This window comes from Streptomyces graminilatus (assembly GCF_001418565.1).
Lineage (GTDB): Bacteria > Actinomycetota > Actinomycetes > Streptomycetales > Streptomycetaceae > Streptomyces > Streptomyces graminilatus.
In genome coordinates this window covers 1-24,034 of sequence record NZ_LIQQ01000053.1, presented here as the reverse complement: position 1 = coordinate 24,034, position 24,034 = coordinate 1, and the positions used below count along the sequence as shown (strand labels likewise).

The 24,034-nt window shown below is 70.6% G+C and carries 26 protein-coding genes and 1 pseudogene; 15 read left to right on the top strand and 12 right to left on the bottom strand.

Annotated features, from left to right (window positions below):
* A partial coding sequence (locus AOK08_RS06175) for a DUF6214 family protein (protein WP_241826848.1) occupies nucleotides 1-214 on the top strand: 214 nt, incomplete at its 5' end.
* Between the two features lie 50 nt (nucleotides 215-264).
* On the opposite strand, the gene AOK08_RS06170 is transcribed toward AOK08_RS06175, so the two are convergent.
* On the bottom strand, nucleotides 265-921 hold the full coding sequence (locus AOK08_RS06170; RefSeq protein ID WP_055524396.1) for a DUF305 domain-containing protein: 657 nt from the start codon (nucleotides 919-921) through the stop codon (nucleotides 265-267).
* A 215-nt stretch (nucleotides 922-1,136) separates the two neighbouring features.
* Here AOK08_RS06170 and AOK08_RS06165 point away from each other — a divergent pair, with 215 nt between their 5' ends.
* Complete coding sequence (locus AOK08_RS06165) at nucleotides 1,137-2,639, top strand: LVIVD repeat-containing protein (protein WP_055524395.1); 1,503 nt, start codon at nucleotides 1,137-1,139, stop codon at nucleotides 2,637-2,639.
* Between the two features lie 306 nt (nucleotides 2,640-2,945).
* Here AOK08_RS06165 and AOK08_RS06160 read toward each other — a convergent pair whose 3' ends face one another.
* The 5 genes from AOK08_RS06160 to AOK08_RS06140 form a co-directional block, all read right to left on the bottom strand.
* Nucleotides 2,946-3,635: an HAD family hydrolase gene (locus AOK08_RS06160; RefSeq protein ID WP_055524393.1), complete on the bottom strand. Its 690-nt coding sequence runs from the start codon at nucleotides 3,633-3,635 to the stop codon at nucleotides 2,946-2,948.
* A 105-nt stretch (nucleotides 3,636-3,740) separates the two neighbouring features.
* Nucleotides 3,741-4,436 (bottom strand): phosphatase PAP2 family protein, encoded by a 696-nt coding sequence (locus AOK08_RS06155; RefSeq protein ID WP_055524392.1) that lies wholly within the window; start codon nucleotides 4,434-4,436, stop codon nucleotides 3,741-3,743.
* Between the two features lie 74 nt (nucleotides 4,437-4,510).
* On the bottom strand, nucleotides 4,511-5,446 hold the full coding sequence (locus AOK08_RS06150) for a M56 family metallopeptidase (RefSeq protein ID WP_055524390.1): 936 nt from the start codon (nucleotides 5,444-5,446) through the stop codon (nucleotides 4,511-4,513).
* A 95-nt stretch (nucleotides 5,447-5,541) separates the two neighbouring features.
* Nucleotides 5,542-6,105: a DUF5134 domain-containing protein gene (locus AOK08_RS06145; RefSeq protein ID WP_055524388.1), complete on the bottom strand. Its 564-nt coding sequence runs from the start codon at nucleotides 6,103-6,105 to the stop codon at nucleotides 5,542-5,544.
* Between the two features lie 312 nt (nucleotides 6,106-6,417).
* Nucleotides 6,418-6,810, bottom strand: coding sequence for a VOC family protein (locus tag AOK08_RS06140; RefSeq protein WP_055524387.1), 393 nt, complete (start codon nucleotides 6,808-6,810; stop codon nucleotides 6,418-6,420).
* A gap of 225 nt (nucleotides 6,811-7,035) precedes the next feature.
* On the opposite strand from AOK08_RS06140, the gene AOK08_RS06135 reads away from it, so the two are divergent.
* Complete coding sequence (locus AOK08_RS06135; RefSeq protein ID WP_055524386.1) at nucleotides 7,036-7,593, top strand: GNAT family N-acetyltransferase; 558 nt, start codon at nucleotides 7,036-7,038, stop codon at nucleotides 7,591-7,593.
* Between the two features lie 11 nt (nucleotides 7,594-7,604).
* Here the strand turns inward: AOK08_RS06135 and AOK08_RS06130 are convergent, their stop codons facing one another.
* Complete coding sequence (locus AOK08_RS06130; RefSeq protein WP_055524399.1) at nucleotides 7,605-8,288, bottom strand: glycerophosphodiester phosphodiesterase; 684 nt, start codon at nucleotides 8,286-8,288, stop codon at nucleotides 7,605-7,607.
* Nucleotides 8,289-8,577: 289 nt separating this feature from the next.
* On the opposite strand from AOK08_RS06130, the gene AOK08_RS06125 reads away from it, so the two are divergent.
* From AOK08_RS06125 to AOK08_RS06105, 5 genes are all read left to right on the top strand, one after another.
* The gene (locus AOK08_RS06125) at nucleotides 8,578-9,975 is read left to right on the top strand and encodes a DUF6421 family protein (RefSeq protein WP_055524385.1); all 1,398 of its coding nucleotides are present in this window, start codon (nucleotides 8,578-8,580) and stop codon (nucleotides 9,973-9,975) included.
* Between the two features lie 41 nt (nucleotides 9,976-10,016).
* A complete protein-coding gene (locus AOK08_RS06120) occupies nucleotides 10,017-10,772 on the top strand; it encodes an SDR family oxidoreductase (protein WP_055524384.1) in 756 nt (251 codons plus the stop codon).
* Entirely contained in the window at nucleotides 10,769-11,839 is a 1,071-nt protein-coding gene (locus AOK08_RS06115) for a threonine aldolase family protein (RefSeq protein ID WP_055524383.1), read from the top strand. Before AOK08_RS06120 ends, AOK08_RS06115 begins: the two co-directional genes overlap by 4 nt.
* Before the next feature lie 95 nt (nucleotides 11,840-11,934).
* The gene (locus AOK08_RS06110; protein WP_055524381.1) at nucleotides 11,935-12,534 is read left to right on the top strand and encodes a transglutaminase-like domain-containing protein; all 600 of its coding nucleotides are present in this window, start codon (nucleotides 11,935-11,937) and stop codon (nucleotides 12,532-12,534) included.
* 8 nt (nucleotides 12,535-12,542) lie between these two features.
* The gene (locus tag AOK08_RS06105) at nucleotides 12,543-13,226 is read left to right on the top strand and encodes a B3/B4 domain-containing protein (RefSeq protein ID WP_055524379.1); all 684 of its coding nucleotides are present in this window, start codon (nucleotides 12,543-12,545) and stop codon (nucleotides 13,224-13,226) included.
* 85 nt (nucleotides 13,227-13,311) lie between these two features.
* Here AOK08_RS06105 and AOK08_RS06100 read toward each other — a convergent pair whose 3' ends face one another.
* On the bottom strand, nucleotides 13,312-14,040 hold the full coding sequence (locus AOK08_RS06100; RefSeq protein ID WP_055524377.1) for a lysophospholipid acyltransferase family protein: 729 nt from the start codon (nucleotides 14,038-14,040) through the stop codon (nucleotides 13,312-13,314).
* Between the two features lie 195 nt (nucleotides 14,041-14,235).
* Entirely contained in the window at nucleotides 14,236-14,652 is a 417-nt protein-coding gene (locus AOK08_RS06095) for a DUF4395 domain-containing protein (protein WP_055524375.1), read from the bottom strand.
* Between the two features lie 74 nt (nucleotides 14,653-14,726).
* Here AOK08_RS06095 and AOK08_RS06090 point away from each other — a divergent pair, with 74 nt between their 5' ends.
* The 4 genes from AOK08_RS06090 (at nucleotide 14,727) to AOK08_RS06075 (ending at nucleotide 17,963) form a co-directional block, all read left to right on the top strand.
* Complete coding sequence (locus AOK08_RS06090; protein WP_055524373.1) at nucleotides 14,727-15,140, top strand: thioredoxin family protein; 414 nt, start codon at nucleotides 14,727-14,729, stop codon at nucleotides 15,138-15,140.
* Nucleotides 15,141-15,372: 232 nt separating this feature from the next.
* A complete protein-coding gene (locus AOK08_RS06085; RefSeq protein WP_055524371.1) occupies nucleotides 15,373-15,891 on the top strand; it encodes a flavin reductase family protein in 519 nt (172 codons plus the stop codon).
* Nucleotides 15,892-16,137: 246 nt separating this feature from the next.
* Nucleotides 16,138-16,923, top strand: a complete 786-nt coding sequence (locus AOK08_RS06080; RefSeq protein ID WP_055524369.1) for an electron transfer flavoprotein subunit beta/FixA family protein — start codon at nucleotides 16,138-16,140, stop codon at nucleotides 16,921-16,923.
* Nucleotides 16,924-17,000: 77 nt separating this feature from the next.
* Nucleotides 17,001-17,963 carry an electron transfer flavoprotein subunit alpha/FixB family protein gene (locus AOK08_RS06075; protein WP_055524367.1) on the top strand — a complete coding sequence of 321 codons (963 nt, stop codon included), beginning with the start codon at nucleotides 17,001-17,003 and terminating at the stop codon, nucleotides 17,961-17,963.
* 109 nt (nucleotides 17,964-18,072) lie between these two features.
* Here AOK08_RS06075 and AOK08_RS06070 read toward each other — a convergent pair whose 3' ends face one another.
* On the bottom strand, nucleotides 18,073-18,978 hold the full coding sequence (locus tag AOK08_RS06070) for an endonuclease/exonuclease/phosphatase family protein (protein WP_055524366.1): 906 nt from the start codon (nucleotides 18,976-18,978) through the stop codon (nucleotides 18,073-18,075).
* A 191-nt stretch (nucleotides 18,979-19,169) separates the two neighbouring features.
* Here AOK08_RS06070 and AOK08_RS06065 point away from each other — a divergent pair, with 191 nt between their 5' ends.
* Both AOK08_RS06065 and AOK08_RS42790 read left to right on the top strand, forming a co-directional pair.
* Nucleotides 19,170-20,477 (top strand): DUF6986 family protein, encoded by a 1,308-nt coding sequence (locus AOK08_RS06065; protein WP_055524365.1) that lies wholly within the window; start codon nucleotides 19,170-19,172, stop codon nucleotides 20,475-20,477.
* Between the two features lie 214 nt (nucleotides 20,478-20,691).
* Nucleotides 20,692-20,910, top strand: a pseudogene (locus AOK08_RS42790) (serine/threonine protein kinase); the annotation flags it as partial.
* Between the two features lie 162 nt (nucleotides 20,911-21,072).
* Here AOK08_RS42790 and AOK08_RS06060 read toward each other — a convergent pair.
* Together AOK08_RS06060 and AOK08_RS06055 are read right to left on the bottom strand one after the other, a co-directional pair.
* Complete coding sequence (locus AOK08_RS06060) at nucleotides 21,073-21,972, bottom strand: hypothetical protein (RefSeq protein ID WP_063794020.1); 900 nt, start codon at nucleotides 21,970-21,972, stop codon at nucleotides 21,073-21,075.
* 7 nt (nucleotides 21,973-21,979) lie between these two features.
* Nucleotides 21,980-23,044: a LacI family DNA-binding transcriptional regulator gene (locus tag AOK08_RS06055; protein WP_055524398.1), complete on the bottom strand. Its 1,065-nt coding sequence runs from the start codon at nucleotides 23,042-23,044 to the stop codon at nucleotides 21,980-21,982.
* 247 nt (nucleotides 23,045-23,291) lie between these two features.
* Between AOK08_RS06055 and AOK08_RS06050 the strand changes: the two genes are divergently transcribed.
* The coding region (locus AOK08_RS06050; RefSeq protein ID WP_055524363.1) for an ROK family protein at nucleotides 23,292-24,034 on the top strand (743 nt) is incomplete at its 3' end.

The following is a 24,034-nucleotide window of genomic DNA, read 5'->3' as shown; positions in this document are numbered from 1 at the left end:
GTGCCCGCGTCCTCGTCGTGCCCGGCCCGCCTGGCCGCGTGGTGTCGAGGGGCGGTGGCTGGTGGCGGAGGAGTACCGGGCGGCCCAGGAGGAGGGCGCCGACCCCGTCCTCGCCGTGATGTGCGCGACCGGGCACAGCCGGCGCAGGTCCCTCAGGCTGATCTCCCAGGCCCGTGACGCCGGATTCCTGACACCCCGTCATGTCCGGCGCTGAACGGGCTGCTTGACGGATTCACCACCCGCCTCGGGTGGGTACCGGCCCGGCTACATTCCGCGCATCCTGTTGATCTCGCTCGTCTGCTGCGCGATCACGTCGTCGGCCATCTCCTCGATCCGGACGTTGTTGCCCTGCCCCTTGACCTCGGTGGCCATGGTGACGGCCCCCATGTGATGCGTGATCATCAGCGTCAGGAACAGTTCGTCGAACGCCTTGCCCTTCGCCGCGCGCAGCCTGGCGAGCTGTTCCTCGGTCGCCATGCCGGGCATCGCCTCGTGGGAGTGCTCGGCCGGCTTCTCGTCGCCGCCGTTGTCCTTCAACCAGCCCTGCATCGCGGCGATTTCGGGGCGCTGTGCGGCGGCGATACGCTCGGCCAGCAGCTTCACCGGTCTCGACTCGGCGCGTTTCGGCACGAGTTCGGTGATCTCGATGGCCTGCGCGTGGTGCTCGATCATCCTGCGGGCGTACGAGATGTCGGCCGAGTTGGGCGAGTCGTCCGGCAGTTGGGCCTTCACCTCCCCCGGGGAGAGCGTCCGGGCCGCCTCTCCGGGCAGTCCGGGCGCGATCACCGAAGCCCCCGTCGGGTTCCCCGGCTCGCTGTCCGCGCCGGGGGACGGGTCCGAGTCGCAGGCGCCGAGCGTGAGGGTGAGCGCGAGCACGGCCAGGACCGGGCGAAGGGTGCGGGACGCGCGGCGGACAGGCACAACGACCTCCAGTGGCAGGTGAGTTGGCGGACACCTCGTGAGTACGGGCGCACCTCATGAGTGCTGTGTCCGTCCCGGCCCGCTTCCAATCGCGGGTTGATCGGAAACATTTATTACGAGTGCACAGGCACTATTGATGTGTGCATGATGAAGACGAATGATACGTCGGAGGACCGTGAACCGTTCTGACCCGAACGGCGACCAGGGAGGACGCAGTGACCCTGCTTAGTGATCCCCGAACGCGTAACAGACGCCTGGGAGTCGCCGCCGCGGCGGCCGGACTCCTGGCCGCGCTGCTGACCGCCGGCCCCGCGGCCGCGACCCCCGACCCGGGGGACGGCCCGACCGTGCCGGAGAAGATCTCCAGCAGCGTGCAGAACCAGGTCAGAAAAGCCCTGGCCGAGGGCGAGATACCCGGTGTCGACGAGATCGTCCACTCCGACAACATCACGCACCTCACCAACGTCCCCAAGGACGCGCTGCCCGGCACCAACTCGGACCTCGCCTTCCAGGGGAAGTACGCCTTCTCCGGCAACTACGACGGCTTCCGCATCTTCGACATCAGCGACCCGAAAGCCCCGAAGACCGTCGCCCAGGTGCTCTGTCCCGGCAGCCAGAACGACATCTCCGTCTCCGGGAACCTGCTCTTCCTGTCCACCGACTCCTCGCGCAACGACAGCAGTTGCAACAGCGTCTCGCAGCCCGCGACCGAGAAGTCGTCGTGGGAGGGCATGAAGATCTTCGACATCACGGACAAGGCGAACCCGAAGTACGTCGCCGCCGTGGAGACCGCCTGCGGCTCGCACACCCACACGCTGGTGCCCAAGCGCAAGAACGTCTACATCTACGTCTCCTCGTACTCCCCGAGCCCCATTTTCCCCGACTGCCAGCCTCCGCACGACGGCATCTCGGTCATCAAGGTGCCGCGAAAGGCCCCCGAGAAGGCCGCAGTTGTCGGCTTCCCGGTGCTGTTCCCCGGTGAGGGCCCCGACGGCGGCGGCAACCCCGGCTCGCCGACCAACCCGGGCGTCTCCAAGACCACCGGCTGCCACGACATCACCGTGCTGCCCTCCGAGGACCTCGCGGCGGGCGCCTGCATGGGCGACGGCATCCTGTTCTCCATCAAGGACCCGGAGCACCCGAAGGTCATCGACCAGGTCCAGGACAATGTGAACTTCGCGTTCTGGCACTCGGCGACCTTCAACCAGCGGGCCGACAAGGTCGTCTTCACCGACGAGCTGGGCGGCGGCGGCGCGGCCACCTGCAACGCGCAGACCGGCCCGAACCGCGGGGCCGACGGCATCTACGACATCGTCGGCAAGGGCGACAAGCGCAAGCTCGTCTTCCGGAGCTACTTCAAGATCCCCCGCTACCAGGCGGACACCGAGGTCTGCGTGGCCCACAACGGTTCGCTGATCCCGGTCAAGGGCAAGGACATCATGGTCCAGGCCTGGTACCAGGGCGGTGTCTCCGTCTGGGACTTCACCGACTCCGCGAAGCCCAAGGAGATCGGCTACTTCGAGCGCGGCCCGGTGACCACCGACCGCGTCACGACCGCCGGCCCGTGGTCGGCGTACTACTACAACGGCTACATCTACTCGAACGACATCGCCAAGGGCTTCGACGTCCTGAAGCTCGACGACCCGCGCACGGATCCGGCCAAGAAGGTCCACGTGCGCGAGCTGAACGTCCAGACGCAGCCGGACTACTTCGACTGACGTCGCCCGCGACCCTGGCACACGTCCCGCTGGACACCCCGGTGTGCAGCGGGACATCCATGTCGAGGAATCAGTCGAGAAATCAGTCGAGGAACCATGCGGGAAAACGCCACCATGACTCCTCATTGACCAGGGCGCCGCGCCGGGACATGCTGTTACCTCTGCGTTGACTTTTTGTCAGTTGGCAAGGGCCGACGCAGCCGGAGCCGCTCCGCGCGGGTGGTTCCGGGCGGCCGTCTGTCTGGGGTGACGCGGGGGATCACCTCAGACCGACGGGCCCGTCCCCGGCCGTCCCGGTGCACGGTCTCAGCCGATCAGGCCCAGCACCGGCCGCAGTCCGTCGGGCCGTCGCGACACCGGCAGATGGTCCACGAAGTGCACCGCGCAGCCCAGCGCCGCCGCGCCCCCGTCCGCGCGCCGGTCGTCGCCGACCATCAGCACGTCCTGCGGGACGACGCCGAGCGCGTCGCAGGCCACCTCGAACAGGCGCGGGTCCGGCTTCTGGACGCCGTGCTCGTACGACAGGACATAGGCGTCGACGTGCGCGTCCAGCCCGTGCTCCCGGAACACGGGACGCAGGTCCCAGCCGATGTTGCTCACCACCCCGACAGGGATGCCGCGCTCCTTCAGCCCGCCCAGCACCTCGGCGGCATCGGCGTACGGTGACCACGCGGCCGGCGTCATGTGCCGCTCGTACAGCGCGTCGTACAGCGCCGGTTCGGGCAGCGGTACCTGCCGGGCGAGCCCGGTGTAGGCGGCGCGGTGCGCCTCCGGGCTCTCGTCGCGGATCCCCCACAGGGCGGACAGTTCCTCCGGCAACCGCTCCGGAGACGCCCCGCCGGGCAGCGCCCCGGCGGCCTCCAGCGCCTGTGCCGTCACCGTCAACTCCGGCTCGGGCAGGGCGAGACCGCGCTCGGCGAGCACGGCGCGCAGCCAGGATCCGGTGGACTCGACACGGAAGAGGGTCCCAGAGAAGTCGAACAGCACGGCAGTCATGCACCAGACCCTACCGACGCAGCCTCCGCCGGTGCCGCCGTCCCCGGGCGACCCGGCAGCGAACGTCCCGCCGCGGACGGCGAGGCCGGCGGGGGAACGGTGAGGTCAGCGCCGTTCGGGCGTCGGCTCGCACGGCGCGAACCGCTCGTACGACAGCACCGTCAGCGCCACCACGAGCGCCCCGAGGAGCCACCCGCCGAGCACGTCCGACGGCCAGTGGACGCCGAGCCAGATCCGTGTCAGGCCGACGCCCACCACCGACACCACCGCCACGGCGACCGCCGTACGCCACACCACGGCACCGGCGCCGTACCGGCGCAGCAGCCACAGCAGAAGGCCGCACACCACCGTGGCGGTCATCGCGTGCCCGGAAGGGAAGGCCGCGTAGTGCGCGGAGTCGACGGGGTCGGGCCAGACAGGACGGGCCCGGCCGACCGCCGCCTTCAGCGCCTGCTGGAGCACCGTACCGAGCGCACACGCGACCACCAGCCACACCGCGAGCCACCACGCCGAGTGCCGCCACACCAGCCACACCGCCACGGCCGCGAGCAGCAGCCGCATCGTCAGCGGGTCCCACACCCAGTCCGTCAGGACGCGGAAGACGTGCGTGAGACCGGGTTCGCCGACCGCCCGGCGATGCGCGGCGCGCGCGATGTCGCCGTCGAGGGTGATCAGCGGGTGCCAGTCCAGCGCGACCAGGGCGGTCAGCAGCACGGAGGCGAGGGCCAGGACGACGGTGACACGGACGGCCGGGTGGGGGACCGGGGGCCGGAGCCGAGGGACGAGGTGGGGGGTACGCATGACGCGATCCTCGCCGACCACCAGGGCGGGCGGCCAACCGAACCGTACGGCGGCCCGCTGCCCAGGGCCCGTCCCTAGCCGAGCGCGCGCAGCGCCGGCACGAACGCCACCAGTACCGGGATCACCGGTACGAGGGCCGCGGCCGCCGTCAGCCGGAGCCGCCGGCCCGCCGTCAGCCTGTCCGGCGCGGTCAGCAACCGGCGTACGCGCAGCGGGACATGGGCCTGCTGCGTCGGGGACGGGCCGAACACGCCCCGGTCCTCGTTGAGTTCGACCAGGGCGAGGGCGGTCGTCAGCCGGCCGAAGCGGCGGGAGGCCATGTCGTCGGCGGAGAGTTCCACCAGCCGGTGCATCTCGTCCTGGAACGAGGCGAAGACCGGCACCTGCGGAAACCCGCTGGCCAGCGCGCCCGAGCAGTGCAGCAGCCAGTCGTGACGGGCCCGCGCGTGGCCCTGCTCGTGGGCGAGTACGGCGTCCAGCTGCCGCCCCTTGAGGCGGCGCAGCGCGGCCGTGGTGACGACGAGCCCGGACTCGGTGCCCGGCAGCCACCAGGCCTCCGCGCGCTCACCCTCCAGGACCACCAGCCGGTCCGGGCCCGGCTCCTCGCCGGGCAACAGCGGTGCGCGGACGAGGAGTTCGGCCCGCCGCGACCCGCGCCGCCTGCGCGCCCGTACGACCTCACGGACGAGCATCGCCGCGGTCCACAGCCCGCCACAGGCGAGCGCCACGGCCGTCGTCGCGGCCCAGGGACGGGAGGCGCCGAGGACATAGGCCTCCACGACCTCGTGCGGCGCCGGGGCGAACACATGGCCGCGCACGGCCTGCCAGGCGGCCGCCGCGCTCAGCGTCATCGACAGCGCGCAGCACATCAGTACGGCGGCCACCACGCACTGCCACACCCACAGGGCGACCACCGGTTCGCGGTCCGGCCAGTCGGCGCGGGCGAGCAGCCGCGGGGCGACGACGGCGGTCAGCGCGCCGAGCAGCAGCAGTGCCGCGGGGACCATCATGGGTGCAGCCTATGAGCGGGGCGGTGCTCATACCTACGGTCCGTCGCGGCAAAGTGACGCAGACCACGGTTTCGTACAGTCGTAGGGCCGGACGGTCAGAGTGTGATCAGCATGGCGACCGTCGCGATGCCCATGGACAGGCGGCAGGCGCGCGCCAGTTCGGGACGGTCCCCCCAGCCGGGCGAGGCTGTCCGGCTCCCGCCGCCGACGGCCAGGACGGGCACGGACACCAGACGGACGCCGGACAGCAGCACGTACCCGGTGAAGTAGACGAGCAGCGTCGCCGTCAGCAGGGGTATCCCGGCGCCGCCGGACCCGTCGTGGTGGTGGGCGGGGGCGGCGGCCATCGTGGCGGCCATGTAGGCCATGGCGGACGCGCCCATCAGATGGTGCAGATGATGCGACCCGGCCCGTGCCGACCACAGGGTGCGCAGCGCCGCCGCACCGAACACGGCCGTGTACACCAGCCAGGCCCAGCGCGGTGGGGTGAGTACGGTGGCGGGCACGGCCATCGCGGCCATGCCGAAGCCCATCAGCGCCTCGCCGCCGGCGGCCCGGCGCTGCTCCTCGACGGTGCTGCGCATCCGCAGCAGGCAGTACGCCCCGGTCACCGCGCACAGCGCGACCAGCAGCCACCCGGGCGAAGCCGGACCGTGCACACGAACCTCCCCTCGCCCCCGACAGACCCCCGCTGAAGAGATGCCCGCACGGGGCGGTGCGCATGGGAGCGCAAGGATGTACGCGGGGGAGCGTATGCCGGGGCACGGGTGACCGGGAATGCCGGACGCGTCCCCACAGGTACGTGGCACAGGCGCTCGCCCGGCCCGCGCGGAGAACAGGCCGGACCGCCGAACTCCGATCCCGGTCAAGCGAGTTGCGCAGACACTCCGCCGATGCGCCGAGGAATCGGCCGGCAGCCTCGACGGCCGGCGGCCCCGGACGGCCACGTCCCGCTTCCTGCTCCCTGGGCGTCAGATGCCAGGCCGGTACCGCAGCGGATGATCCGCCGGTACCTCCACCACCACGATCCGCGTGCCGTCCGGGTCCGCGATCCACATCTCGACGAGACCCCACGGCTCCTTCACCGGCGGCCGGACGATCTCGACGCCCCGGGACGCCAGTTCGTCGTGCGCGGCCGTCACGTCCGCCACCTGGAGCCACAGCCGTACCGACGGCGACGGGGGCTCCTCGCCCCGCCCCGAGAGTTCCAGGAATCCGCCGCCGAGGAAGTAGACCGTGCCCCGCTCGGGCCCCGTACCGAACTCGCGGTGCACGGCGAGGCCCAGATGCTCGCCGTAGAAGACCCGGGAACGCTCCGGGTCGAGGGGCCGGAGGAGGATTCGGCTGCTCAGTACATGCACCATGTGTCCGGAGCCTAAGGCCTGTCCGGCGGTTCATCCCGCCGACGCCCTCCGCCGCGGTGCGGCCGGCCGCACCGAGCCCCGCTCACTGGCGTCGGCGAACGTGCCGTCGATTCCCTGCGGCCCGATCCGCCGGACAGACCCCGGTCGTCCCGTCCAGGACGGGCGTTACGATCGTCCGTGCCCGCGCCGCCGCGGGAGCACCCCAGCACTCGGAGAACCGTCGCCATGGACACCGCAGCCACCGGACCGACCGGACCGACCTTCCGTGACGCCACCGAGGCCGATGTCGATGTCCTCGTCGCGCTGATCGAGTCGGCCTACCGGGGAGACGCCAGCCGGGCAGGCTGGACCACCGAGGCGGACATCCTCGAAGGGCAGCGGACCGACGCGGCGGGCGTACTCGACGTCGTCAAGTCGGCCGACAGCAGGCTGCTGACCGTCGAGCAGGACGGCCGGGTGGTCGCCTGCTGCCAGCTCGAACACCGGGGCGACCATGCCTACTTCGGGATGTTCGCGGTCAGCCCGGCCCTCCAGGGTGCCGGTCTCGGCAAGGTGATCATCGCCGAGGCGGAGCGCGTGGCGCGCGAGACCTGGGGCGCGTCGGCGATGCACATGACCGTGATCTCCGTACGGAACGACCTGATCGCCTGGTACGAGCGTCGCGGCTACCGCCGTACGGGAGAGATGAGCCCCTTCCCGTACGGCGACGAGCGGTTCGGTGTGCCGCAGCGTGCCGATCTGGAGTTCGAGCTGCTGGTCAAGGAGATCGGCGTGAGCGCGTGAGTGCGTGAGCCTTACGCGGTGAAGCGGCCCGTGAGTTTGATCTGCGGGTAGTCGGTGGTCGCGCCGTCCAGTTGCAGGGCGCGTACCAGGCGCAGGTGGTCCTGGGTGTTGACCACCCAGGCGATGATCCGCAGATCGGCCTTCCTCGCCCGTTCGACGATCTCCAGGGTGAGGCGGCGGATGTCGAGGCACACCGTGGCGGCGCCGGCGCGGACGGCGCGGCCCACGACGTCGGTGCCGTAGCGGCCGGCGATCAGCGCCGTACGCGCCCCGGGCACCAGGCGGGTGATCTCGGTGATCGCGTCCTCGTGGAACGAGGACACCTCGACGCGTGCGGTCAGCTCCCGGCGCAGCATCACCTCGGCCAGCGCACGGGCCGCCGCGACGTCCTTGATCTCGGCCTGGAGCGGTAGGCCGACGGCGTCCAGGACCTCCTCGAAGAGCGGGACGCGCTCGCCGAGGCCCGCGTCCAGCTCGCGCAGCTCGGCTAGCGTTCTGTCGGCGACGGGCCCGGTGCCGTCCGTCGTGCGGTCCAGGTCCGCGTCGTGCATGACGACGAGGGCGCCGTCACCGCTCAGCCGCAGATCGAGTTCGATCATGTCCAGGCCCGCCTGCTCGGCGGCGACGAACGAACGCAGGGTGTTCTCCGGCTCCACGCCCATGATTCCGCGGTGCCCGATGGTCAGGAAGTTCAAGGCCAACTCGCTTCCGTCGACGGCGCTCGGGTGCCGCAGCCTAGCGGCCCGGTCCGGCATCGGACCCGTACGGACGCGCCGGAAACGGATGGCCGGAAACGGTGGACGGGGGCGGGGGCGTGAACCGGCCATCGTCGGGTAGGGAAGTCACCGCCCCCGAGGTTTCCGGCAGGAAAAAATACGGTGACCATGGGGGTGTGCAGGATAATCTCCCATGATCAGCCTTGTGGTCGGGAACCCCGTACGCATACGGTGTCTTTACGCGAGGTTCTCCCGTGGAGGATGGGACATGACGGAAATTCTTTTGCAGACGGTTCCGGACGAGCGCTTTGCTGCGCTCGGCAGGGTGGTGGAGCACCCGGCGTGGCCCGTGCTCAAGGATGCCGTGGAGCAGATCCGGCCATGGCAGGCCAAGGACGGGTCGATCGACTTCGACCGGGAGGACGCCCCGGACTCCGCCGACGTCGATCTCGCCGTACGCCGGATCGTGGACGCCGTCGCGGAGCTGTCCCCGCTGCTGCCGCACGACACCGCCTACCACCAGGCTCTCGCCAAGGACCTGCGCCGCTGGTCCGACAGTGGTTTCCGGGTGCCGGACTTCCTCGACTCGCTGCTGGCCTTCCAGCCCGCCGCGAATCGCGCGGACGGCCTCCAGCACCTGGTCGTCTTCCCGATGTACACGCAGAACGGCAACCCCGACCGCAACCTCGAAGCGGTCGTCCTGCGCATGGTCTGGCCCGACTGGCTGGCCGAGCTGGAGCGCACCCGCTACGACAACCCGCTGTTCTGCGGCATAACCTTCGAGGACTTCACCACCGGGTACGACACCAACTCGGCCGTCCTCTTCCCGGAGACCATCGCCGTACGCGAGGCGCCGGATCGATTCACCTGGGGCGGGATCTTCTGCGACCGCGAGGCCGCCCGCTTCCGTCGCGTCACCGACGCCGCCGTCGACATCCTCGGCCTCGAACTGCCGGCGGACGTCGCCGCGATGATCCACGACCAGAAGCGCTGCGAAGAGGCGTTCGTCCTGTGGGACATGGTCCACGACCGCACCCACAGCCACGGCGACCTGCCCTTCGACCCCTTCATGATCAAGCAGCGCCAGCCGTTCTGGATGTACGGCCTGGAGGAGCTGCGCTGCGACCTCACCGCCTTCAAGGAGGCCGTGAAGCTGGAGGCGGAAGGCACTCCGCAGGCCCGTGACGTGCAGTTCGCGGTCCTCTTCGACCGGATGTTCCGCTTCCCGGTCACCGGCGAGCGCGTCCGCAACTACGACGGCCTCGGCGGCCAGCTCCTCTTCGCCTACCTGCACAAGCACGACGTGATCCGCTGGACCGACAACAAGCTGCACATCGACTGGCAGCGCGCCCCGCAGGTCACCAACCAGCTCTGTGCCGAGATCGAGACCCTCTACCGCGAGGGCATCGACCGGCCCAAGCTCGTCCACTGGTTCAAGGCGTACGAGCTGGTCTCCGCCTATCTCGCCCCGCACCCGGGCTCCCGCTGGGCCAAGGGTCCCGACGCCCTCGACCTGAGCCAGCCGCCGCGCAAGCTCGTGGACGAGGTGCTTCCGGACGAGTTTCCGCTGAGCATGTTCTATGAGGCCCTCTCCAAGAAGCTGAAGAACGTGATCGCCTCCACCCGGGGCATCACCGCGGAGAGCGCCGAGCGGATCGCCGCGTGAGCGACCGTGTCAGCGAAAACACTGCTCAGGAGGCGATGAGGATGAGGAACGGGGCTCTCAGCGGTGCGGTGATCGCGGTCGCGGGCGCCGGCGGACCGGCCGGCCGGGCGACGCTGCTCAGGCTCGCCGAGGCGGGCGCGACCGTCGTCGGCTCGGACAACGACCCGGAGCGGCTCGCGGAGGCCGTGGACGCCGCGAGCTACGCGTACGGCGGTGCCACCGTCGTCGGCGACACCGTCGACCTGCTCGATCTCCAGTCGACCCACGACTGGGCCACCCGCATCGAGAAGGACTTCGGGCGCGTCGACGGCCTGGTCCACCTCGTCGGCGGCTGGCGCGGCAGCGAGACCTTCACCAGGACCAGTCTCGACGACTGGGACTTCCTGGAGCTCCTGCTCATCCGTACCGTGCAGCACACCTCCCTCGCCTTCCACGAGGCCCTCCAGCGCAGCGAGCGCGGCAGGTACGTCCTGACCAGCGCCGCCGGCGCGAGCAAGCCCACCGCGGGCAACGCCGCCTACGCCGCCGCCAAGGCCGCCGCCGAGGCGTGGACGCTCGCCATGGCCGACTACTTCCACAAGGCCGGAGCCGCGGAGGGCGCCGACGGGCCGACCTCGGCGGCTGCGATCCTGGTCGTGAAGGCGTTGGTGCACGACGCGATGCGCGCGGAGCGGCCCAACGCGAAGTTCGCGGGCTTCACCGATGTCAAGGAGCTGGCCGAGTCCATCGCCGGCGTCTGGGAGCGGCCCGCCGCCGAAGTGAACGGGAAACGTCTGTGGCTGACCGAGAAGCCGTGAACCCTCCGAAGACCGACGCACGCCGTCATCACGACCCGGAGGCCCGAGGCTTCGCCAGCGACAACTACGCGGGGGCCCACCCCGAGGTGCTCGCCGCACTGGCCCTGGCCAACGGCGGGCACCAGGTCGCGTACGGCGAGGACGACTACACCGAGAACCTCCAGCGGATCATTCGCAGCCACTTCGGGGCCACGGCGGAGGCGTTCCCCGTCTTCAACGGCACCGGGGCCAACGTCGTCGCGCTCCAGGCGGTCACCGACCGCTGGGGCGCCGTGATCTGTGCCGAGAGCGCGCACATCAACGTCGACGAGGGCGGGGCCCCCGAGCGCATGGGCGGCCTCAAGCTGCTCACGGTGCCCACCCCGGACGGCAAGCTGACCCCCGACCTCATCGACCGGCAGGCGTACGGCTGGGACGATGAGCACCGCGCCATGCCGCAGGTCGTCTCGATCACCCAGAGCACCGAGCTGGGCACCCTCTACACCCCGGACGAGATCCGCGCGATCTGCGACCACGCCCACTCCCTCGGCATGAAGGTCCACCTGGACGGCTCCCGCATAGCCAACGCGGCGGCCTCGCTCGACGTCCCGATGCGGACGTTCACCAACGCGGCCGGCGTCGACATCCTCTCCCTCGGCGGGACGAAGAACGGCGCGCTGTTCGGTGAGGCGGTCGTCGTCGTCAACCAGGACGCCGTCAGCCACATGAAGCACCTGCGCAAGCTGTCCATGCAGCTCGCCTCCAAGATGCGCTTCGTCTCCGTGCAGTTGGAGGCGCTGCTCGCCAAGGACCTGTGGCTGCGCAACGCCCGCCACTCCAACGCCATGGCGCAGCGGCTCGCGGAGGGTGTGCGCGCCGTGCACGGAGTGGAGATCCTCCACCCGGTCCAGGCGAACGCGGTCTTCGCCCGCCTCCCGCACGACGTGAGCGAGCGCCTCCAGAAGCGCTTCCGCTTCTACTTCTGGGACGAGGCCGCCGGTGACGTCCGCTGGATGTGCGCGTTCGACACGACCGAGGACGACGTGGACGCCTTCGTGGCGGCGCTGAAGGAGGAGATGGCGCGCTAGCGGGGACTCCGAGAGCACCCTTCTCTTTGCATAGGTATGCGGTCACCTGGAAAGTCATTGACTATCGGGTGATCGCTTTCCTATGCTCTGGGGTCATGGAGCTGATCCAGAACACCTCTGACCTGTCCGCATATCTGGCCGCCGACGAGGCCATCGACCACCACCACCCGCTGGTCCGGGAAACCGCCGCGCGACTCGCCAAGGGCGCGGCGGACTCGTATGCCTATGCGCAGGCGGCGTACGAATTCGTGCGCGACACCATCCCGCACTCCGCCGACAGCGGCGATCCGCGGGTCACCTGGCGGGCCTCCACCGTCCTGGAGCAGCGCACCGGCATCTGCTACGCCAAGTCGCACGCCCTGGCCGCCCTGCTGCGCGCCGAGGACATCCCGACGGCGCTGTGCTACCAGCGGCTCGCGCACGACGGCGGCGACGGTCCCGGTCACGCCGTGCACGGTCTGGTCGCCGTCCGGTTCAACGGCGCCTGGCACCGCCAGGACCCGCGGGGCAACAAGGCGGGCGTGGACGCGCGGTTCTCCCTCGATGGTGAGCGGCTGGCGTGGATCCCCGACGCGAAGTCCAATGAGGTGGACTATCCAGTACTGTACGCTGAACCGCATCCGGCCGTGCTGGACGCTCTGAAGGCGGCACCGGACAGGTCGTATCTCTGGAAGACGCTCCCCACCGCACTCTGAGGCAGGCGATGACACTCACCCTGACCGTGTCCGACGAGGTGCGCGCGCTCGCGCCCGGTTTCACCCACGTCGCGATCGAGGCACACGGACTCGTCAACGGGCCCAGTACGGAGGCCAGTTCGGCACTCCTGGACGACGCGGCCCGTCGGCTCGCCGTGCGCCTGGGCGGCCGGGCCCCGCACGAGGACCCGCACATGATCGCCTGGCGCGACACCTACACGGCGTTCGGCTCCAAGCCGTCCCGCACCCGCAACTCGGCCGAGGCGCTCGCCAAGCGGGCCCTGACGGAGGCCGGCCTGCCCCGGATCAACGTCCTGGTCGACCTCTACAACGCCATCAGCGTGGCCCATCTGGTCCCGGTCGGCGGCGAGGACCTCGACCGCGTCCAGGGCGGCATGCGGCTCGTACGCGCCACCGGAACCGAGGACTTCGTGACCGTGGCCGGCGGCGAGGAGACCGTCGAGCACCCCGACGCGGGTGAGGTCGTCTGGTGCGACGACGCGGGCGTGACCTGCCGCCGCTGGAACTGGCGCCAGGGCCCGCGCACGAGGCTCACCGAGGAGTCCACGTCCGCGATCTTCCTTCTGGAATGCCTGGCGCCGATGCCGGCCGCGGAGTCGGAGGCGGCCGGCGCGGAACTCGCCGAACTCCTGGAGAAGTTCTGCCCCGGGGCCCGGATCACGGTGAGGTGACCGACCGTTTTTAGGGGCGCGGGGAACTGCGCGACCAGCCCCCCACCGGCCCGCGGAGAACGAACTACCCGCCCCTGGGGGAAACTCAGCGCGTCTCGATCTCCCGCACCTGCTCCGGGGTCGGGGCCGTCCCCCCGAGATGCGCCGGCATCCACCACGTGTCGTCCGGCCCCTTGGGCCGAACCGGGTATGCGCGCTGGGCGGCCTCCAGAAGCTCATTCACACGATCCCGCACCTGCCGCGTAAGCGCCCCCGCGTACTTGTCGCGCGACGCCTCGATCGCCTCGCCGACCCGGATCGTGATCGGGGTGTGGCTGCGCTTGAAGTTGCGCGGGTGACCCTTGGTCCACAGGCGCTGCGTGCCCCATACGGCGATCGGGATCAGCGGGACGCCCGCCTCCTGGGCCATCCGCGCGGCGCCGGACTTGAAGCTCTTCAGCGTGAACGACTGCGAGATCGTGGCCTCGGGGAAGACACCCACGATCTCGCCCGCGCGCAGTGCGGCCAGCGCGTGCGCGTACGCCGCCTCGCCGTTCTTGCGGTCCACCGGGATGTGCTTCATGTTGCGCATCAGCGGGCCGGAGACCTTGTGCCGGAACACCGACTCCTTGGCCATGAAGCGGACCAGACGTTTCTGCGGGAGAGCGGCGAGACCGTCGAAGATGAAGTCCAGGTAGCCGATGTGGTTGCTCACCAGCACCGCACCACCCGAGCGCGGGATGTTCTCCGACCCTCTGAGGTCGATCTTCAGGTCCCAGACCTTGAACAGGGTCTGGGCGAGACCGATGGCGGGACGGTAGACGAGCTCAGCCATGGACGGGGGTGACCCTTCTCTCTGCTCTGCCTGGGAAGAGGGTTCCCGGCGTGAAGTTACGCAGCCGTAGGTTTTACAGCATTGCGCAGATCGTGCCCCAAGAACGGACGAGTGGCCACCCCTCGTGCCTGTCAGGGGCGAGATACTCGTCACGTCACGTCACCTCATCGTCCACCTCGGGCTGTTGAGCCGCCCCTATTGCGTGCGTACCGTCACCCGGCGCACGACGAGGTACATCTCGCACCCCAGGCAGTACCCGAACGCCGCGTTGAGGAACGCCGCCGCCAGCGCCGCCCCGGTCGCCGCGAGCCCCAGCCACTCCGCGCCCAGCGTGAACCCGGCGAGTCCCACGGCCGCGAAGACGAATCCGACCGCCTGTGCGAACCGCGGCGGCGCGGGCGCCTCGAACTCCGTCGGCGGGCCGAGCCGCGGACGGACGAACGTACGGAACAGCCAGCCGTACGGGGAGCGCCCGACCCCGCCCGCCGCGCCCAGGGCGAACGCCAGCGTCTGCCAGGCCAGCAGCCACGCGCTCCCGGTGACCAGCACGACCGCGAGCACGACGGTCGTCACGGCGGCCCCGGATCTGGGCCCTCTCACATCGATGTCCATGAGCCGATCATTCCTCAGCAGAAACGTTTCGAGCTGCCGGGAATCTTTGCAGTCTGATGAACGCTGGAGTCGGGGTGACCGGAATCGTGATGTGCGTGGCCGTGCTCGCGGCGGCGAGCGCCTTCGGAGTGCTGCATCGGCGGCGGAGCGGGAGAGTACGCGTGCGCGTGCGGGACGACGGCAAGCGGCTCGGCGCCGCCGACCTGGGCACGAGCCTCGGCGAGCGGGCCACGCTCGTCCAGTTCTCCAGCGCCTTCTGCGCCCCCTGCCGGGCGACCCGCCGGGTGCTCGGCGAGGTGGCCGGCGTCGTCCCCGGTGTCACCCACGTCGAGATCGACGCCGAGGAGCACCTGGACCTCGTACGCAGGCTCGACATCCTCAAGACGCCCACAGTGCTGGTCCTCGACGCCGACGGGCGTATCGTCCGGCGGGCGACCGGGCAGCCGCGCAAGGAAGAGGTCATCGCCGCGCTCGGGGAGGCCGTTTGAGGCCCCCGGGGAACCCGGTGTCACCGCTGACAGATCGTTCGGTGACGCATCTCCCAGATGACGGGAGCCACTTGACCGCGCCCGCCGTCCGTCGTCAGCCTGACCCTATGCCTCCGGAACTCCTTCTCCACGCGCGTGTCCACGTGGACCTCGTGCGCACCGCGAGCGCGCGCTGTCCGGGCCGTTGAGCAGCCATCGCCCCGCTCTCCGTCTCCCGCAGAAGGACAACGCCATGACGGGCACGCCCGCTCTCGGTACGCCTCGGACCATCGCCCCCGCCTCTCCCGACCTCCTGCGCTCCGTCTTCCGGCGACACGCGGCAGGGGTCGCGGTGATCACCGCCCGGGGGAGTGCCGGTCCCGTCGGCTTCACCGCGACCTCCCTCGCCTCCGTCTCCGCCGACCCCCCGCTCGTCTCCTTCGGCATCAGCACGGGCGCGTCCAGTTGGCCGGCGATATCGGGGGCAGAGCACGTCGGGGTGCACATACTCGGCGAGCACCAGCAGGAGCTGGCCGCCACCTTCGCCCGCAGCGGCGCGGACCGGTTCGGCGCGCCCACCGCCTGGAGCGAGGGTCCCGAGGGGGTGCCCGTCCTCGACGGTGTCCTCGCCTGGCTGGTGTGCCGGACCGTCGCGCGCGTGCCGGCCGGGGACCACCGGATCGTGCTGGCCGAGGTCGTGCTGGGCGATCCCGCGGGTTCCGGCCGGCCGCTGCTCTATCACCAGGGCCGCTTCAACGGGCTCCGGGACTGACCGAGAGTGATCGACTGATCCGTACAATGTGATTTCGGCGATACTGCGGAGCCGGCGGGCTCCGGTTACGCTGCGTTGCAAAGGTCACATGTCAAAGCGCTTGCTTAGTAGGTGCGAAGTGAGTGTACTGGCGAGTAATATTTCGTTCGGAGCGCGGGTCGCCCCCATCGGGATCTGGCGCTTTGAGGCGCCTATGCTGCCTGCAGGAAGGCAGCCCGGAACAGACGATGCAGTAGGAGAGCCGGCGTGAGCTTGAGGATCGTTGTCACTGTGAAGTACGTGCCCGACGCCACTGGCGACCGGCACTTCGCCGATGACCTGACCGTCGACCGTGACGACGTGGACGGTCTGCTCTCGGAGCTCGACGAGTACGCGGTCGAGCAGGCGCTGCAGATCGCCGACGCGGCCGACGACGCGGAGATCACGGTCCTGACCGTCGGCCCCGAGGACGCCAAGGACGCGCTCCGAAAGGCCCTGTCGATGGGCGCCGACAAGGCGATCCACGTCGAGGACGACGACCTGCACGGCACCGACGCCATCGGCACCTCCCTGGTGCTGGCCAAGGCGATCGAGAAGGCCGGCTTCGACCTGGTCGTCTCCGGCATGGCCTCCACCGACGGCACCATGGGCGTCGTACCCGCGCTGGTCGCCGAGCGTCTGGGCGTCCCGCAGGTCACCCTGCTGTCCGAGGTCTCCGTCGAGGACGGTGTCGTCAAGGGCCGCCGCGACGGCGACTCGGCCTCCGAGCAGCTCGAGGCCTCCCTCCCGGCGGTCGTGTCGGTCACCGACCAGTCGGGTGAGGCGCGTTACCCGTCCTTCAAGGGCATCATGGCCGCCAAGAAGAAGCCGGTTCAGTCCTGGGACCTGTCCGACCTCGGCCTGGAGGCCGAGGAGGTCGGTCTGGAGGGCGCGTACTCCGTGGTCGACTCCGCGGCCCAGCGCCCGGCGCGCACGGCCGGCACGATCGTCAAGGACGAGGGCGAGGGCGGCAAGCAGCTCGCCGCGTTCCTCGCGGGCCAGAAGTTCATCTAGGCCCCGTTCGAGGCTCGTGACGAGCCCCGTCCCGCAGACCGCCCCTCATCTTCCGCAAGCAGGAGAGTAGAAGTCCCATGGCTGAAGTTCTCGTCTACGTCGATCACGTGGACGGCGCCGTCCGCAAGCCCACCCTGGAGCTGCTGACCCTCGCCCGCCGCATCGGCGAGCCGGTCGCCGTCGCCCTGGGCGCCGGTGCCGCCGCCACCGCCGGCGCGCTCGCCGAGCACGGCGCCGTCAAGGTACTCACCCACGAGGCCGCCGAGTACGCCGACTACCTGGTCGTCCCGAAGGTCGACGCCCTCCAGGCCGCCTACGACGCCGTTTCCCCGGCCGCCGTGCTGGTCCCGTCCTCCGCCGAGGGCAAGGAGATCGCCGCCCGCCTCGCGCTGCGCATCGGCTCCGGCATCATCACCGACGCCGTCGACCTGGAGGCCGGTGACGAGGGCCCGGTGGCCACGCAGTCCGCGTTCGCCGCGTCCTTCACCACCAAGACCCGCGTGGCCAAGGGCACCCCGGTCATCACGGTCAAGCCCAACTCCGCCGCCGTCGAGGCCGCCCCGGCCGCCGGTGTCGTCGAGGCCCTCGCCGTCACCTTCTCGGCTCAGGCCACCGGCACCAAGGTCACCGCGCGCACCCCGCGCGAGTCGACGGGCCGCCCGGAGCTGACCGAGGCCGCGATCGTCGTCTCCGGCGGCCGTGGCGTCAACGGCTCGGAGAACTTCGCGATCATCGAGTCCCTCGCCGACTCCCTCGGCGCGGCCGTCGGCGCCTCGCGTGCCGCGGTGGACGCGGGCTGGTACCCGCACACCAACCAGGTCGGCCAGACCGGCAAGTCCGTCTCGCCGCAGCTCTACATCGCCAACGGCATCTCCGGCGCCATCCAGCACCGCGCCGGTATGCAGACCTCGAAGACCATCGTGGCCGTCAACAAGGACGCCGAGGCCCCGATCTTCGACCTCGTCGACTACGGCGTCGTCGGCGACCTCTTCGACGTCGTCCCGCAGCTCACCGAGGAGATCAACGCCCGCAAGGGCTGAGGCTCCCCGAGGCGACCGATGTAACCGATGTGACTCATGTGACTGATGTACCCGAGGCCCCCGCGACCGTTCGTACGGTCGCGGGGGCCTCGGCTCGTCCCAGGGTCGTTCATCCCAGGGTCAGTGATGCCTGCACCGGCATATGGTCGCTCGGGTACAGCCCGTTCACGGAGAACGTGTTGACCGCCGCCCAGTTCGTGGTCACCCCCGGCGAGGTCAGGATCCAGTCGATGCGTCGGCCGCCGGGCTTGGGCGGCCGGTAGGCGTTGAACGTCCCGTACGCCGGACTGCGCGAGGCCGCCACGTCCCACGTGTCCACGAGTCCGTTCGCCAGCATCAGGTCGTACACCCGGTTCCCGTGGGCGGGCGAGTTGAAGTCACCGGTGACGATCACCGGCTTCGCCGGGTCCCACCCTGCGATCGTCTTGCCGATGAGCTTCGCCGAGCGCTCCCGGGCGTACTGGCTGACGTTGTCCAGATGGGTGTTGAGGACGTAGAACTCCCGCCGCCCGTCGGCGAGATCGGCGAACCTCACCCAGGTGACCATGCGCAGCCAGTCCGCCTTCCAGGTGTTGGAGGCGATCGTGTACGGCGTGTCGGACAGCCAGAAGTGGTCGAACTCGAGGGGCTCGAGTCTTCGGGTGTCGTAGAAGACCGCCATGAACTCGTCCTTGCTGCCGCCCCCTCGGCCGGTGCCGATCCAGTCGTAGTGCGCGCCGAGATCCTTCTCGATACCGCGCACCTGGTGATAGAGCCCCTCCTGGGTGCCGATGACGTGCGGGCGCTCGCGGCGCAGCAGTTCCCGCATCACCGGGCGGCGCACGGACCACGTCGGTGTGTCGTCGACGGTGGTCCCGAAGCGCACGTTGTACGTCATGACGTTCAGGGCGCCCGGATGTTCGCCGGCGACCGCCGGATTCGACGATCCCGCCGTGGTCAGCAGCGGCCCCGCTATGGCGGCGACCGCCACGGACTTGAGCCCCTGGCGACGCGTCACTCCGACCTCTCTCGGCACGCGATCCCCTCCCCTTCGGAGTCAGAATGAACCTTGCCCACTGAATACGGAAGACGACCCCGGGAAAGCGGTGACCGGAGGAAGAAGATCGGGAATCACGGTTCGAGACGGTGTTGACCGGGGTGAAGATCGACAGTTAGCTTCGCTGGGCGGATGGCCGATTCCGTAGTGCGGAAAATGGAGGGTTCGGAATGGTCCAGGGCCGGCAGGAAAACGTGACGACGAGCCTCGCGGGCGCCGTCAGCGAGGAGATCAGCGCCTCCCTCGCCCCGGTCGACGCGGAGCTGGAGCGCCGCTACCCCGGAGACCCCGGAACCCGCCAGCCCGTCCACACCGTTTACGTCCCCGGCGACGCGTTCGCCGCCGACACCATCCGCTCCTGGGGCGACCAGGCCCTCGCCGCCCTCGACGAACACGCCCCGGACGCCGCCTCCTTCGCCGCCGTGCTCGGCCTGCCGGACGACCTCGCCGAATCCGTCCACGACCGGGTCCGCGCCAAACTCGAACACGAGCCGATCGAAGACCTGCGCGTCGACTTCGAGGACGGCTACGGCCCGCGCCCGGACGCCGAGGAGGACGAGACGGCGGCCCGCGCGGCCCGGCTGATCGCCGAGGCGTACGGGAACGGCACGGCAGCCCCGTACATGGGCATCCGGATGAAGTGCATGGAGGCGGCGGTGCGCGACCGGGGCATCCGCACCCTCGACATCTTCCTGAGCGGGCTGATGGAGGCGGGCGGACTGCCCGACGGACTGGTCCTCACCCTCCCCAAGGTGACGTACGCCGAACAGGTCACCGCCATGGTGCGGCTCCTGGAGGAGTTCGAGAAGGCGCGCGGCCTCACGCCCGGCCGGATCGGCTTCGAGATCCAGATCGAGACCAGCCAGTCCATCCTCGCCACCGACGGCACGGCCACGGTCGCCCGGATGATCCAGGCCGCCGAGGGCCGCGCCACCGGTCTGCACTACGGCACCTTCGACTACAGCGCCTGCCTCGGCGTCTCCGCCGCGTATCAGGCCAGCGACCACCCGGCCGCCGACCACGCCAAGGCGGTCATGCAGGTCGCGGCGGCCGGCACCGGCGTACGCGTCTCGGACGGCTCCACCAACGTCCTCCCCGTCGGCCCGGCCGAACAGGTCCACGCGGCCTGGCGCCTGCACTACGGCCTCACCCGCCGCGCCCTGGCCCGCGCCTACTACCAGGGCTGGGACATGCACCCCCGGCACATCCCGACCCGCTACGCGGCCGTCTTCTCCTTCTACCGCGAGGGCTACGAACAGGCCGCGGACCGCCTCTCCCGCTACGTGAACCGGGCGGGCGGCGATGTCATGGACGAGCCCGCCACCGCCAAGGCCCTCAGCGGCTATCTGCTGCGCGGCCTGGACTGCGGCGCCCTCGACCCCGCCGAGGTGACCCGGGCGACGGACGGCCTGACCCGGGCCGATCTGGACGGTTTCGCGCGGCCGGGACGGGCCGGTCTCGCGGCGACGCCCAGGTAGTACCCCTGTCACACCGGCCCCGTAGTCTGTACGGGACGTACGGGACGTACGGGTGAGTAACAGGAACGGGGCGGAGCAGGGGTGTCTTCGGGGGAGCACGGACAGCGGACAGCCAGAAGAGCGGCCGAGTGAACGGGCGGGCGACCCGACCGGCGGGACCGGCCGTCTGCTGGCCGGCCGCTACCGGGGCGTGGGCCGGCTGGGTCGCGGCGGCATGGGCGTCGTCTGGCGTGCGGTCGACGAGGTGCTCGGCCGCGAGGTCGCGGTCAAGGAACTGCGGACGTTCACCGACGCGGCGGCGCCCGAGCTGGCGGCCCTGTGGCTGCGGATGCAGCGCGAGGCCCGCGCGGCGGCCCGAATACGCCACCCCGGAGTCGTCGCCGTGCACGACATCGCCGAGGTCGACGGCCGCCCCCTGATCGTCATGGAACTACACCGCGTCCGGCACCGAGGCCGGTGTCCTCAACGCGGGCACCAACTACTTCTACTGCCAGCAGAATCTGGGCAGGCGCGAGTCCTACGGCGAGTGGACGAACGTCTGGTGGGCGAAGACCGACGACGACAGCGGCAACTCCGGTGTCTATGTCAGCGATGTCTACCTCAAGGGCGGCGACAACGACGCCCCGGTGCCCGGACTCCCGGTCTGCTGATCCGGTAGGTGGGGGCCCGGTACATGGGTGTCCGGCACGTGGGTCTCCGGCACGTGGGTCTCCGGCACATGGGTCTCAAGCGCACGGGGCTCCAGCACGTACGGCTCCAGACCGGACGCGACGACCAGCCCCTCCGCCGCGAACAGCCGGGTGCCCCGGTCGCAACGGTCCCGGTCGAAGCGGGCCCGGGCGCAGAACTCCTCGGGTGTGAGGCCGAACAGGTCCCTCAACCCCGGTGATCCACCCAGGAGTTCGGTGAGCAGCCGGTGTTCTCCCGGGTGCCGGCGGGGACTTCCCGACCCGTCGTGCAGCACCCCGCGCCGGTTGACATACGCGTACACGCCGAAGAGCCGCTCGCCGGACTCCAGCTCGACGTCCACCTCGGGAGAGGAGAGCCAGGCGCGGTCGTACGGTCCGGTCGGCACCGTTACTCCCTCGCTCGCGTCGATGACGGCGAGCTGGGCCGCGTCGACCCAGGTGACGAACAACTCCCGTACGGTTCCGGGAGCGTTGAAGGGCGACGCGGACACGTAACCCAAGCGGCTCACATGGGCCGAGACACCGACCTCGATCCCGGTGATCCGGACCAGGGTCATCGGGATCGGCTCGCGGATGCCGAACTCGGCCATCTTGTGCCGCAGTTGACCGGGGCAGGCGTTGGAGCCGACGGCGAGGACGGGCACACGGTCGGGAAAGAGGCCCGCGAAGTCGGGCGGCGGGCCGGCGGGGAGCGGGAGGTAACGGTCGCCGTCCAGGATCCCGGACTCGCGCGGCCACGCGCCGGGATAGGTGAGCGGATGGTCGCGAGGGGCCTCGGCGAGGCCGAGGGATTCGAGTGTGGGCATCCCCGGATCAGTCCGCCGGGGGCAGTTCTCCCGAGCCCCGGGTGATCAGACGGGTCGGGAGTTCGATGCGTTCCGGGGTGAGCAGGGTGCCGTCCAACTGGCGGAAGAGGCGTTCGGCGGCCGTGCGGCCGAGCTGGGCCGCGTCCTGGGCGACGACGGTGACGCCCGGCCGGAGCAGGTCGGCGAGCTCGAAGTCGTCGAAGCCCACGAGGGCCACGGGGCGGCGCTGCTCGTCGAGGACCCGGACGACGGTCACCGTCACCCGGTTGTTGCCGGCGAAGATCGCCGTGACGGGAGACGGCGAGGTGAGCATCTCCTCGGCGGCGTGGCGCACCCGCTCGGGGTCGGTGACGCCGAGGGACATCCACGCGTCCTCGACCGGTATGCCCGCGTCCTCCATCGCGGCGCGGTAGCCGCGAAGCCGCTCGGCGGAGGTGTGGATGCGGGGCATGTCGCCGATGAAGCCGATCCGGCGGTGGCCGTGCGCGATCAGATGGGCCACGCCGTCGCGGGCGCCGCCGAAACTGTCCGACAGGACGACATCGGCGTCGATCCGGCCGGCCGGACGGTCCACGAACACCGTGGCGACGCCCGCCCTGAGTTCGGGCTCCAGATAGCGGTGGTCGTCACCGGCCGGAATGATCACCAGCCCGTCCACCCGCCGGGCGCACAGTGCCAGCACCAGTTCCTGCTCGCGGTCCGGGTCCTCGGCGCTCGACCCGTTGATCAGCAGGGCGCCGTGTGCCCGCGCGGTCTCCTCGACCGCACGGCTCAGCGGGCCGTAGAACGGGTCGGCGAGGTCCTCCAGGACGAGGCCGATGCTCGCCGTACTGCCCTTGCGCAGCACCCGCGCGCTGTCGTTGCGGCGGAACCCCAGGGCGTCGATCGCCTCCTGCACCCGGCGCTCGGTCTCCGGGGTCACCCCCGGTTCGGCGTTGACGACACGTGAGACCGTCTTGAGACCGACCCCGGCGCGCGCGGCCACGTCCTTCATGGTCGGACGGTTGCCGTAGCGGTTCTCCGGGCGGCGGGCGGTGTCGGCCACGATGCGCTGTCCTGTCCTGTCGTCCACGGGATGACGGCCGTCCACGGCGAGACGCGGCGATGCGTCGTGATTCGCCGCGATCCTCCGGACCGTGTTGTTACGTACGGGTGATGCGTCGTCCCGGGTTGTGTATGAGGATGTAGCGTCGAGCATAGAGCCTGGACAACGTTGTCAGGTGCGGGGAGACTGTCCTCCGTTGTCTCCGGCCTGCGTCCCCCACCATCAGACCGGCCTGCCCGCTTTTCCCCATGGTTGACAGGGAGACCCGACACTGATGCACACCGACCTCGTGGCCGCGCTCGACATCGGCGGTACAAAGATCGCCGGAGCGCTGGTGGACGGCCACGGCCGGATCCTGCTGCGCGCCCAGCGCCCGACGCCCGCGCTGGAGTCCGGCGAGGCCGTGATGCGGGCCGTCGAGGAGGTCCTCGCCGAGCTGACCGGATCGCCGCTGTGGATCGGCGCGACGGCCGTGGGTATCGGCAGCGCGGGGCCGGTGGACGCCTCCGCGGGCACGGTGAGTCCGGTGAACGTACCCGGCTGGCGGGGCTTTCCGCTCGTGGAACGCGTCCGGGCCGTGACCGGTGGCCTGCCCGTCGAACTGATCGGCGACGGCGTGGCGATCACGGCGGCCGAACACTGGCAGGGCGCCGCCCGTGGCCACGACAACGCGCTGTGCATGGTCGTCTCGACCGGCGTCGGCGGCGGCCTGGTCCTCAACGGACGGCTGCACCCCGGCCCCACCGGGAACGCCGGCCACATCGGGCACATCAGCGTCGAACTCGACGGCGAACCCTGTGCCTGCGGCTCCCGTGGCTGTGTGGAGCGCATCGCCAGCGGCCCCAACATCGCGCGTCGTGCCCTGGCGAACGGCTGGCGGCCGGGCCCCGACGGCGACATCTCGGCCGCCGCCGTGGCCGAGGCGGCGCGGGCCGGTGACCCGATCGCCGTCGCCTCGTTCGAGCGGGCCGCCCAGGCGCTCGCGGCGGGCATCGCCGCCACCGCGACCCTGGTGGA